Here is a 13,268-nt window from a genome sequence, read left to right as displayed (position 1 = left end):
TTCGTGGCGCAGGCCCGCTCGGTGCCGCGGGAGGAGCACGAACGCTACTTCGGCGCGCTCCTGGGCGACGTCGACGAGCCGACCGCGCCGTTCGGGGTGCTGGACGTGCGCGGTGACGGCACGTCGTCGTCGACCGTGGCCCTGCCGGTGCCGGACGAGACCGCCGCCGCCCTGCGCGAGGTGGCCCGGCGGCTGGGCGTGTCGCCGGCGACCGTGCTGCACGTGGTGTGGGCGCGGGTGCTGGCCGTGCTGTCCGGCCGCGACGACGTGGTGTTCGGCACGGTGCTGTTCGGCCGGCTCAACGCCGGCGAGGGCGCCGACCGGGTCCTCGGCCCGTTCATCAACACGCTGCCGGTGCGGGCCCGCACCGCGCACACCGGGGTGCGCGCCGCGGTCGAGGCGATGCGCGGCCAGCTGGCCGCGCTGCTGGAGCACGAGCACGCCCCGCTGGCCGTCGCGCTGCAGGCCAGTGGTCTGCCCGGCAACACGCCGCTGTTCACCTCGCTGTTCAACTACCGGCACGTGGGCGGTGGCGAGCGACCGGCGAACCCGGCCGCGGACAGCGGCATCCGCAGCGTGCACGGGCTCGAACGCAACAACTATCCGCTGACGGTGGCGGTCAACGACCGCGACGGCGCGCTGAGCGTCGCCGTCGAGGCCCGAAGCCCGATCCCGCCTCGGCTGGTCACCGGGCTGATGGTCAGCGGGCTGGAGCGGCTGGTGGCCGCGCTCGCGGCGGAGGTCGACGGTCTCGCCCCGACCGCCCTCTCCACCGTCGACGTCCTCGACGGCGACGAGCGTGCCCGGCTGCTCTCCGGTTGGAACGACACGGCGGCGCCGGTGCGGGAGGCCACGGTGCTGGATCTGTTCCGGGAGCGCGTGGCCGAGTCGCCGGATGCGGTGGCCGTGGTGTCCGGCGGCGTCGAGCTGACCTACGGGCAGCTCGATGGGCGGGCCAACGGCTTGGCGTGGCTGTTGCGTGAGCGGGGTGTGTCGGCCGGGTCCGTGGTCGGGCTGTGTTTGCCGCGTGGTGTCGACATGCTGGTCGGGATCGTTGGGGTGTGGAAGGCCGGCGCGGCTTATGTGCCGGTCGACCCCGGCTATCCGGTCGAGCGGATCGCTTTTGTCCTGGCTGACAGTGGCGCTCGGCTGGTGGTGGCTGAGGACGACTTCGGTGGGGTGCCGGTGGTGCGTCCGCAGGAGGTGGTGGGGCGTGTGGATGCGCCGCCGCTCACGGGCGACGCCCGGGAGCTGGCGTATGTGATTTACACGTCGGGTTCGACCGGTACGCCGAAGGGTGTGGCGGTGTCGCACGGTTCGCTGGCCAACCTGGTGTCGGTGTTCGGCCCGCGGATGGGCGCTGGTCCGGGTGTTTCGGTGTTGCAGTTCGCGTCGTTCGCCTTCGACGCGTCGGTGTTGGATGTGGCGGTGGCTCTGTCGACGGGCGCGACGTTGGTGGTGGCCACCGAGCAGCAGCGGGCCGAGCCGCGTCTGCTGCGTGATGTTTCCGTGCAGGCGGCCAGTGTGGTGCCCTCGCTGCTCGGCGTGCTCGAGCCGACCGACCTCGCCTCGGTGGGCACCTTGCTGGTCGGCGCGGAAGCCATCGGAGAGCAGACGGCGCGGGTCTGGGCCGCAGGCCGGCGTCTGGTCAACACGTACGGCCCGACCGAGGCGACGGTGATGGTGGCCGAGGGCGAGGTCGATCCGGCCCGGGACGGTCCGGTGCCCTTCGGCCGGCCGATCGCCAACACCCGGTTGTACGTCCTCGACGCGTCCCTCAACCCGGTGCCGATCGGCATCGCCGGCGAGCTCTACATCGCGGGCGCCGGGCTGGCCCGTGGTTATGTGGGCCGTCCCGGTCTGACCGGCGAGCGATTCGTCGCATGCCCGTTCGGACCGGGGGAGCGGATGTATCGCACCGGTGACCTGGCCCGGTGGACCGAGGACGGGCAGCTGGTGTTCGCCGGTCGGGCCGACGAGCAGGTGAAGATCCGCGGTTTCCGGGTCGAGCCGGGCGAGATCCAGGCCGTGCTGGCCGCTCACCCGCAGGTGGTTCAGGCGGCCGTCATCGTCCGGGACGAGAAACTCGTCGCCTATGTCATCGGTGACGTCACGGCGGACGACCTGCGGGCCGTAGCCGCGGCCCGGCTACCGGAGTACATGGTCCCGACCGCGTTCGTGAACCTGGCCGAGCTGCCGCTGACCCCGAACGGCAAGCTGGACCACGCGGCGCTGCCGGATCCGGAGTACGCGAGCGGTGCGGGCCGGGCTCCGGCTACGGTGCCGGAAGAATTGCTGTGCGCCGCGTTCGCCGAGGTGCTCGGTCTCGAGGCGGTCGGCGTGGAGGACAGCTTCTTCGCCCTCGGCGGCCATTCGCTGCTGGCCGTGCGGCTGGTGTCGAGGATCCGCACGGTGCTGAACGCCGAGCTGGCGGTGCGGACCTTGTTCGAGACGCCGACACCGGCCGGGCTGGCGGCCCGGCTGGCCGGCGAGCAGACCGGCCCGGCCCGGCCGGTGCTCACGGCCGGCGACCGCCCGGAGCGGGTGCCGCTGTCGTTCGCGCAGCGCCGCCTCTGGTTCCTGAGCCAGTTGGAGGGTCCGAACCCGACCTACAACATCCCGATCGTGATGCGTCTGCCCGGCGACGTGGACCCGGTCGCGCTGAACGCGGCGCTGCTCGACGTGATCGGCCGGCATGAGCCGCTGCGCACGGTCTTCGCGGCCGCCGACGGCGAGCCGTACCAGCGCATCCTGGAGCCGGCCGAGCTCGGCTGGAGCCTGCACGGCGGCGACGTCGACGAGGCGGACCTGGGCCCGGCGATCGCCGCGGCCACGGAGTACGCGTTCGACCTGGCCGCCGAGGCGCCGATCAGGGCCTGGCTGTTCCGGCCGGGCGTCGGCGCGCCGGTGCTGGTGCTGGTGACCCACCACATCGCCAGCGACGGCTGGTCGAGCGGGACGCTGCGCCGCGACCTGACGACGGCGTACGACGCCCGGCGGCGCGGCGAGACCCCACAGTGGACGCCGCTGCCGGTCCAGTACGCCGACTACGCGCTGTGGCAGCGGGATCTGCTGGGCGACGAGGCGGACCCCGGCAGCCTGATGTCCACGCAGGTGGCGTACTGGCGGGAGACCCTGGCCGGCGCGCCCGAGGAGCTGACGCTGCCGGTGGACCGGCCGCGTCCGGCGGTGTCGAGCCGCCGGGGTCACCGCGTGCCGGTGGACATGCCGGCCGGGGTGCACCGCCGCCTGGCCGAGGTGGCGCGGGCCGAGGGCGTGACCACGTTCATGGTGCTGCAGGCCGCGCTGGCGGTGCTGCTGTCGAGGCTGGGCGCCGGTTCGGACATCCCGATCGGATCCCCGGTCGTGGGCCGTACGGACGAGGCCCTGAACGAGCTGGTCGGGTTCTTCGTCAACACCCTGGTCATCCGGACCGACCTGACCGGCGACCCGGAGTTCCGGCAGCTGCTGGCCCGGGTGCGGGAGACCAGCCTGGACGCTCTGGCCCACCAGGACGTGCCGTTCGAGCGCCTGGTCGAGGAGCTCGCGCCGGTGCGGTCGCTGGCCCGGCACCCGCTGTTCCAGGTGATGCTGACCGTGCAGAACGGGGAGCCCGGCCGGACGTCGCCGTCCGACGGCGAGCTCACCACGACGGCGAAGTTCGACCTGGACGTCACAGTCGCCGAGACCTTCGACGAGGACGGCCGGCCCGCGGGCCTGAGCGGCTCGTTGCTGGCGTCGGTCGACCTGTTCGACCGGGCGACCGCGCAGCGTCTGGTCACCTGGCTCGGCCGGGTGGTGGACGAGGTGACGGCGACGCCCGAGTTGCGGCTTCACGATGTCGGCATCCTGGACGCCGCCGAACGGGCTCAGGTCGTGGACGGCTGGAACGACACCGTCGCGCCGGTCCCGCCGGGCACGATCCTGGAGCTGTTCGCGGCCGCGGTGGCGGCGCATCCGCACTCCGTGGCCGTGGTCTGCGACGGCGCCGAACTGACGTACGCGCAGCTGGACGCCCGGTCCGGCGAGCTCGCCGCGGCGCTGCCCGGCCCCGGCTCGGTGGTGGCGCTCGGCCTGCCGCGCGGCGTGGACATGGTCGCGGCGATCCTGGCGGTGTGGAAGGCCGGGGCGGCCTACGTGCCGGTCGATCCGGGCCTGCCGGCCGAGCGGATCCGGTTCGTGCTGGCCGACAGCGGTGCCGCGGTGATGCTGACCACGCGTGACACCGCCGTCGATTCCGGTGGCGTGCCGGTGCTGTCGGTCGACGAGGTGGGCGGCGCAGAGTTCGCGGCCCGTCCGGTCGATGCGCGCAGCCTGGCGTACGTCATCTACACGTCCGGCTCGACCGGGACGCCGAAGGGTGTGGCCGTCTCGCACGGCTCGTTGGTGAACCTGGTGTCGGTGTTCGGGCCGCTGCTGGGCGTGGACACCGGCGTCGGGATGCTGCAGTTCGCCTCGTTCGGCTTCGACGCGTCGGTGCTGGACGTGGCTGTGGCGCTGGCCCGCGGCGGCACCCTGGTGATCGCCGGCGACCGGGAGCGCACCGAGCCCCGCCTGCTGGCCGAGCTGCCGGTCCAGGTGGCCAGCGTGGTGCCGTCCCTGTTGTCGGTGCTGACGCCCGACCAGCTGCCGGTCGGATGCCTGGCCGTGGGGGCCGAGGCGATCGGGGAGCAGGCCGCCCGCGTGTGGTCGGCGGACCGCCGGCTGGTGAACACTTACGGGCCCACCGAGGCGACCGTGATGGTGGCCGCCGGCGAGGTCGACCCGGGCCGGGACGGCCCGGTGCCGTTCGGCCGGCCGATCGCCAACACCCGTCTCTATGTGCTGGACGACGCGCTCAACCCGATGCCGGCCGGCGTGGCCGGCGAGCTCTACATCGCCGGCGCCGGGCTGGCCCGCGGCTATGTGGGCCGTCCGGGCCTGACCGGCGAGCGGTTCGTGGCGTGCCCGTTCGGCTCCGGCGAGCGGATGTACCGCACCGGTGACCTGGCCCGGTGGACCTCGGACGGGCAGCTTTTGTTCGCCGGGCGCGCGGACGAGCAGGTGAAGATCCGCGGGTTCCGGGTTGAGCCGGGCGAAGTTCGTGCCGTGCTCACCGGGCACCCGGACGTGATCGAGGCGGCGGTGATCGTCCGGGACGAGCGCCTGGTCGCGTACGTCGTCGGTGACGTCGACGAGCAGCGGCTGCGGGAGCTGGCGGCGGCGAGCCTGCCGGACTACATGGTGCCGTCGGCCTTCGTGCTGCTGGCCGAGCTGCCGCTCACCCCGAACGGCAAGCTTGACCGCAAGGCGCTGCCCGCACCCGACTACACGACCGGTGCGGGACACGCGCCGGTGACCGTGCAGGAGGAACTGCTGTGCGCCGCGTTCGCCGACGTCCTCGGTGTCGACGTGGTCGGTGTCGACGACAGCTTCTTCGACCTGGGCGGGCACTCGCTGCTCGCGGTCAAGCTGGTGTCGCGGGTCCGGACGGTGCTGGATGCCGAGCTGCCCGTGCGGACGCTGTTCGAGGCGCCCACGCCGGCAGGCGTGGCGGCCTGGCTGGCCGCCGCGGAGACCGGACCGGCACGGCCGGTTCTGAAATCATCGGAGCGCCCGGAGCGGGTGCCGCTGTCGTTCGCGCAGCGCCGCCTGTGGTTCCTGGGTCAGCTGGAGGGCCCGAGCGCGACCTACAACATCCCGATGTTGATGCGTCTGGGCGGCGATGTGGACGTCGCCGCGCTCCAGGCCGCGTTGCGGGATGTGATCGGCCGGCACGAACCGCTGCGCACCCTGTTCGCCGTCGAGGACGGTGAGCCGTACCAGCGGATCCTGGAGCCGTCAGAGCTGGACTGGAGCCTTGAGGTGGGCGAGGTCGACGCCGCCGACGCGGCGCCGACGATGGCCCGGGCCACGGAGCACGCGTTCGATCTGGCCACCGAGGTGCCGATCAAGGCCTGGCTGTTCCGGGCCGGCCCCGACGAGCAGGTGCTGGTGCTGGTCATGCACCACATCGCCAGCGACGGCTGGTCGAGCGCGGCGCTGGGCCGCGACCTGTCGGCGGCGTACGCGGCGCGGCTGCACGGCGACGCGCCGTCCTTCCAGCCGCTGCCCGTGCAGTACGCCGACTACGCCCTGTGGCAGCGTGAGCTGCTGGGCGCCGAGTCGGATCCGGAGAGCCTGCTGTCGCAGCAGGTGGCGTACTGGCGGCAGGCTCTGGCCGGCGCGCCGGAGGAGCTGCCGCTGCCGGCCGACCGTCCGCGGCCCCCGGTGGCGAGTCACCAGGGCCACCGGGTGCCGCTGCGGGTCCCGGCCGACGTGCATCAGCGCCTGGTCGGCCTGGCTCGCGCCGAGGGCGTCACCGTCTTCATGGTGTTGCAGGCCGCAGTGGCAGTGCTGCTGTCCCGGCACGGCGCCGGCACCGACGTCCCGATCGGCTCGGGCAACGCGGGACGCACCGATGAGGCGCTCAACGACCTGGTCGGCTTCTTCGTCAACACCCTGGTCATCCGGACCGACCTGTCCGGCGACCCCGAGTTCCGGGAGGTGCTCGAGCGGGTACGGGAGACCACGCTCGGGGCGCTGGCTCATCAGGATGTGCCGTTCGAGCGGCTGGTCGAGGAGCTGGCGCCGGTGCGGTCGCTGGCCCGGCATCCACTGTGTCAGGTCGTGCTGACGCTGCAGAACGTCGAGCGGGCCGTGATGGAGCTGCCCGACGTTCAGGTCAGCGGCGGTGTCGCGATGGCTGGCGGCGACGCAGCGGTGGTGAAGACCGACCTCGACCTGATGATCGGTGAGATCTTCGACGGTCAGGGCCGCCCGGCCGGGCTGCGCGGCTCGCTCACCGGGTCGGCCGACCTGTTCGACCGGCACACGGTGGAACGGTTCACCCGCGGCCTGGTACGTGTCCTCGATCTGGTGACGGCCGAGCCCCGACTGCGTCTGCGGGCGATCGACCTGCTCGACGCGGCCGAGCGGACGACGATGCTGGGCACGTGGAACGACACCGCGGCGCCGGCCGGCGACCCAACGGTGCTCGAGTTGTTCCGGCGCCGGCTCGCGGAGTCGCCGGACGCGGCCGCCGTGCTGGCCGACGGCGTTGCATGGTCGTACGCGGAGCTGGAGGCGCGGGCGAACCGGGTGGCCTGGCTGCTGCGCGGCTACGGAGTCGGCGCCGAGTCGGTCGTGGCGGTCGTGATGGATCGCGGCCCGGATCTGGTGACGGCGCTGCTGGGCGTGCTGAAGGCCGGGGCGGCGTACCTGCCGATCGACCCCGGCCACCCGGCCGAGCGGATCACGTTCATGCTGGCCGACAGCCGGGTGATCGTGGTGCTGGGCAGCTCGGACGCGCTGGACGACCTCCCGTTGCCGGGCGTGCTGCCGGTGGCGCTGGACGACCCGGCGACCCTGCGGCGGTTCCCCGAGACCTCACCGGAGACGGCGGTCAGCCCCCTCAACCTGGCGTACGTCATCTACACGTCGGGCTCGACCGGAACGCCGAAGGGTGTCGCGCTGACCCACGCGGGCGCGGCGAACCTCGCCATGGCGCAGGTGCACCGGTTCGGGGTGGGAGCCGGCGCCCGGGTGCTGCAGTTCGCGTCCATCGGATTCGACGCGGCCACCTGGGAAGTGCTGATGGCGCTGGGATCCGGGGCGACGCTGGTGACCGCCCCCGCACGGGAGCTGACGCCCGGTGGTGGCCTGGTCGAGGTGCTGACCCGGCACGAGGTGACGCACGCGACGCTCCCGCCGGCCGTGCTGGGCGTGCTGGATCCGGCCGCCGTGCCGGTGGGCACTGTGGTGTCGGCCGGCGAGGCGCTGGACCGGGCGCTGGTGGACCGCTGGGCGGTGGGCCGGCGGCTGGTGAACGCGTACGGGCCGACCGAGGTGACCGTGTGCGCAACGATGTCTCAACCTCTCGAGGCGGGCGGTGCCCCGGTGATCGGCACGCCGGTCACCAATGGCCGGGTCTTCGTGCTCGACGACGGGTTGAGCCCGGTGCCGGTCGGGGTGATCGGCGAGCTGTATGTGGCCGGCGCGGGTGTGGCGCGGGGCTATGTGGGCCGGGCCGGGCTGACCGGTGAACGGTTCGTGGCCTCGCCGTTCGGTGCCGGTGAGCGGATGTACCGCACCGGTGACCTGGTGCGGTGGACGGTCGACGGGCAGCTCGTGTTCGCCGGCCGGGTGGACGACCAGGTGAAGATCCGCGGGTTCCGGATCGAGCCCGGCGAGATCGAGCAGGTGCTGCTCACGCACCCGGAGCTGCGTCAGGTCGCGGTCCTCGCCCGGGATCAGCGCCTGGTCGCGTACGTGGTCGGTGACGTTGACGAGCAGCGCCTGCGGGAGCTGGCGGCGGCGCGGCTGCCGGAATACATGGTGCCCTCGGCGTTCGTCGCGTTGGCGGAGCTGCCGCTGACCCGCAACGGCAAGCTGGACCGCAAGGCGCTGCCCGACCCCGACTTCACCTCCGCGGCCGAGGCAGGCGGCGGCCGGGCGCCGGCGACCGTGCAGGAGGAACTTCTCTGCGCCGCGTTCGCCCACGTGCTGGGCGTCGACTCGGTGGGCATGGACGACAGCTTCTTCGACCTCGGCGGGCACTCGCTGCTCGCCGCGCGCCTGATGTCGCGGATCCGCACGGTGCTCGGGGCCGAACTGCCGGTGCGGACCCTCTTCGAGGCGCCGACCCCAGCCGGAGTATCGGCCTGGCTGACCGGCGCCGACGCCGGTCCGGCCCGGCCGGCGCTCACGGCGGGGAACCGCCCGGAGCGGGTGCCGCTGTCGTTCGCGCAGCGCCGCCTCTGGTTCCTGGGCCAGCTCGAAGGGCCCAACCCGACCTACAACATCCCGATGGTGATGCGCCTGGGCGGGGACGTCGATGCGGCGGTGCTGAACGCGGCGCTGCGCGACGTGCTCGGCCGGCACGAGTCGCTGCGGACCGTGTTCGCCGTCGCCGACGGTGAGCCGTACCAGCGGATCCTCGACCCGGCCGAGCTCGGCTGGAGCGTCCAGGTCGGCGAGGTCGACGGCGCGGAACTCGGCGCGGCGCTCGGGCGGGCCCGGGAGTACGCGTTCGACCTGTCGCGGGAGGTGCCGGTGCGGGCCTGGCTGTTCCGGCCCGGACCCGACGAGCAGGTGCTGATGGTGGTGGTGCATCACATCGCCGGTGACGGCTGGTCGATGGCCCCGCTGGGCCGGGACCTGTCGGCGGCCTACGCGGCCCGCAAGCGCGGCGAGGCGCCGTCCTTCGCGCCGCTTCCCGTGCAGTACGCCGACTACACGTTGTGGCAGCGGGACCTGCTCGGCGACGAGTCGGACCCGGAGAGCCTGCTGTCGCGGCAGGTGGCGTACTGGCGCGAGACGCTGGCCGGCGCGCCCGAGGAGATCATCCTGCCGACCGACCGGTCCCGGCCGGCGGTCGCTAACCACCGCGGCCACAACGTGCCGCTGTGGGTGCCGGCCGAGGTGCACCGGCGGCTGGCCGAGCTGGCGCGGGCCGAGGGCGTCACCACGTTCATGGTGCTGCAGGCCGCGCTGGCGGTGCTGCTGTCCCGGCTGGGCGCGGGCACCGACATCCCGATCGGCTCCCCGGTCGCCGGTCGCACCGACGAGGGCGTGAACGACCTGGTCGGGTTCTTCGTCAATACCCTGGTCATCCGTACGGACCTGTCCGGCGATCCCGAGTTCCGGCAGGTCCTGGCCCGGGTGCGGGAGACGACGCTGGGCGCGCTCGCGCACCAGGACGTGCCGTTCGAGCGGCTGGTCGAGGAGCTGGCGCCGGTGCGGTCCCTGGCCCGGCACCCGCTGTTCCAGGTGAGTCTCGCGGCGCAGAACAACGAGCGGCCGGCCCGGGAGGGCGAGGGCGGACCCACTGGGGAGACGGCGGTGAAGTTCGATCTGGACGTCGCCGTCTCCGAGGTGCTGGACGACGACGGCGGACCGGCCGGGCTGCGCGGGGCGCTGATCGCGTCGGTCGACCTCTTCGACCGGTCGACCGCGGAGTGGCTGGTGGCCAAGCTGGTGCGGGTGCTCGAGGTCGTGACCGAGCACCCGGGCGTACGCCTGCGAAGCGTGGACGTTCTGGACGCGGCCGAGCGGTCGCGGGTGGTGTCGGGCTTCAACGACACCGCGGCGCCGGTGCGGGAGGCCACGGTGCTGGATCTGTTCCGGCAGCGGGTGGCCGAGTCGCCGGATGCGGTGGCGGTGGTTTGTGGCGGCGTCGAGCTGTCCTACGGGCAGCTGGATGCGCGGGCCAACGGTCTGGCGTGGGGGCTGCGCGAGCGGGGTGTGTCGGCCGGGTCCGTGGTGGGACTGTGTTTGCCGCGTGGTGTCGACATGCTGGTCGGGATCGTCGCGGCATGGAAGGCCGGCGCGGCTTATGTGCCGGTCGACCCCGGCTATCCGGCCGAGCGGATCGCCTTCGTCCTGGCCGACAGCGGCGCCCGGCTGGTGGTGGCTGAGGACGGCCTTGGCGGGCTGCCGGTGGTCCGCCCGCAGGAGGTGGCCGGGCGCGTGGATGCGCCGCCGCTCACGGGCGACGCCCGGGAGCTGGCGTATGTGATTTACACGTCGGGTTCGACCGGTACGCCGAAGGGTGTGGCGGTGTCGCACGGTTCGCTGGCCAACCTGGTGTCGGTGTTCGGCCCGCGGATGGGCGCTGGTCCGGGTGTTTCGGTGTTGCAGTTCGCGTCGTTCGCCTTTGATGCGTCGGTGTTGGATGTGTCGGTGGCTCTGTCGACGGGCGCGACGTTGGTGGTGGCGACTGATGAGCAGCGGGCTGAGCCGCGTCTGCTGCGTGATGTTTCCGTGCAGGCGGCCAGTGTGGTGCCGTCGCTGCTGGGCGTGCTGGAGCCCGGCGATCTCGCCTCGGTGCGCACGCTGCTGGTGGGCGCGGAAGCTATCGGTGAGCAGGCGGCTCGGGTGTGGTCGGCGGGTCGGCGTCTGGTCAACACGTACGGTCCTACCGAGGCGACGGTGATGGTGGCTGAGGGCGAGGTCGATCCGAGCCGGGACGGGCCGGTGCCGTTCGGCCGGCCGATCGCCAACACCCGCCTGTTCGTCCTCGATGAGGCGCTGGACCCGGTGCCGGTTGGGGTGGCTGGTGAGCTTTATATCGCGGGTGCCGGGCTGGCCCGCGGCTATGTGGGTCGTCCCGGTCTGACCGGTGAGCGGTTTGTGGCGTGCCCGTTCGGCGCGGGGGAGCGGATGTATCGCACCGGTGACCTGGCGAAGTGGGCCGAGGATGGGCAGCTGGTGTTCGCCGGTCGGGCCGACGAGCAGGTGAAGATCCGCGGTTTCCGGGTCGAGCCGGGCGAGATCGCGGCGGTCCTGCTGGCCGATCCCGAGGTGCGCCAGGCGGCGGTGGTGCTCCGGGATGAGCGCCTGGTCGCGTACGTGGTCGGTGATGTCGCCGAGCAGCGGTTGCGGGAGCTGGCGGCGGCGCGGTTGCCGGACTACATGGTGCCGGCCGCGTTCGTGACCCTGGCCGAGTTGCCGCTGACCGCGAACGGCAAGTTGGACCGCAACGCGCTGCCCGCGCCGGAACTCACCACCGGGACCGGCCGCGCGCCGGCCACCGTGCAGGAAGAACTGCTGTGCGCCGCGTTCGCCGACGTGCTCGGCCTCGACACAGTCGGGGTGGACGATGGCTTCTTCGCTTTGGGCGGCCATTCGCTGCTCGCCGTCCGGCTGCTGTCGCGCATCCGGACGGTGCTGGGCGTCGAGGTCCCGCTGCGCGTTCTGTTCGAGACGCCGACGCCGGCCGGGCTGGCGGCTTGGCTGACCGGTGCGCAGACCGGCCCGGCGCGGCCGGTGCTCGTGGCGACTGCCCGCCCGGAGCGGGTGCCGTTGTCGTTCGCGCAGCGACGCCTCTGGTTCCTCAGCCAGCTGGAAGGACCGACGGCCACCTACAACATCCCGATGGTGATGCGCCTCGGCGGCGACGTGGACGTCACCGTGCTCCAGGCGGCGCTGCGGGACGTCATCGGCCGGCACGAGTCGCTGCGTACGGTCTTCGCGGTCGACGACGGCACGCCGTACCAGCGGATCCTGGAGCCGGACGAGCTCGACTGGAGCCTCGAGACCACCGAGGTCGCGGGCGCCGAGCTGGGCCGGGCGGTCGGGCGGGCCCGCGAGCACGCGTTCGACCTGTCCCGCGAGGTGCCGGTCAAGGCATGGCTGTTCCGGCCCGGCCCGAACGAGCAGATCCTGGTGCTGGTGATGCACCACATCGCGAGTGACGGCTGGTCGATGGCCCCGCTCGGCCGGGACCTGACGACGGCCTACGCGGCCCGCAAGCGCGGCGAGGCGCCGTCCTTCGCGCCGCTTCCCGTCCAGTACGCCGACTACACCCTGTGGCAGCGGGATCTGCTGGGCGACGAGTCGGACCCCGAGAGCCTTCTGTCCCGGCAGGTGGCGTACTGGCGAGAGACCCTGGCCGGCGCGCCCGAGGAGCTGATGCTGCCCGCCGACCGCCCGCGGCCGGCGGTGGAGACCAACCGCGGCCACAGCGTCCCGCTGCACGTGCCGGCCGAGGTGCACGACCAGTTGTCTCGCCTGGCCCGCGCCGAGGGCGTCACCACCTTCATGGTGTTGCAGGCCGCGCTGGCGGTCACGCTGTCACGACTGGGCGCGGGCACCGACATCCCGATCGGCTCCCCGGTCGCCGGGCGCACCGACGAGGCCGTCAACGACCTGGTCGGGTTCTTCCTCAACACCCTGGTCATCCGCACCGACCTGTCCGGCGACCCGGAGTTCCGGCAGATCCTGGCCCGGGTCCGGGAGACCAGCCTGGACGCCCTGGCCCACCAGGACGTGCCGTTCGAGCGGCTGGTCGAGGAGCTGGCGCCGACACGGTCGCTGGCCCGGCACCCGCTGTTCCAGGTGATGCTGACCGTGCAGAACAACGAGCGCTCCGCGTTCGACCTGCCCGGCGCGCGGACCGGCGCGAAGACGCCGTCGGCCGACGGCCTGCCGGTCACCGCCGCGAAATTCGACCTGGACGTCACCGTCGCCGAGGCCTTCGACGATCAGGGCCGGCCCGCCGGGCTGAACGGATCGCTGATCGTGTCGGTCGATCTGTTCGAACCGGCGACCGCCCTCCGGCTGGCCGACTGGCTGGGCCGGGTGCTGCGGTTCGTCGCCGCGTCGCCCGACGCCCGGCTGGGCGCGGTCGACATCCTGGACCGGTCCGAGCGGGAGCGGGTGCTGCACGGCTGGAACGACACCTCCGGTCCGTTGCCGGGGGTGACGTTCCCGGTGTTGTTCGAGGAGCAGGTGCGGCGGACGCCGGA

At 73.0% G+C, this 13,268-nt stretch carries 1 protein-coding gene (running past one end of the window); it reads left to right on the top strand.

All coding sequences use genetic code 11. The features are described from left to right. Positions 1 to 13,268, top strand: part of the annotated coding region (locus KXC43_RS47485) for a non-ribosomal peptide synthase/polyketide synthase (protein WP_221382901.1) (this coding region is incomplete at its 3' end). 22,176 nt of the annotated region lie to the left of the window's left edge; 13,268 of its 35,444 annotated nt are in view.

The sequence above is a fragment of the Paractinoplanes polyasparticus genome (genome assembly GCF_019710575.1).
GTDB classification, from domain to species: domain Bacteria; phylum Actinomycetota; class Actinomycetes; order Mycobacteriales; family Micromonosporaceae; genus Actinoplanes; species Actinoplanes polyasparticus.
Note: the sequence above shows the minus strand (reverse complement) of the source record. Positions and strands in the feature narration are given on the sequence as shown.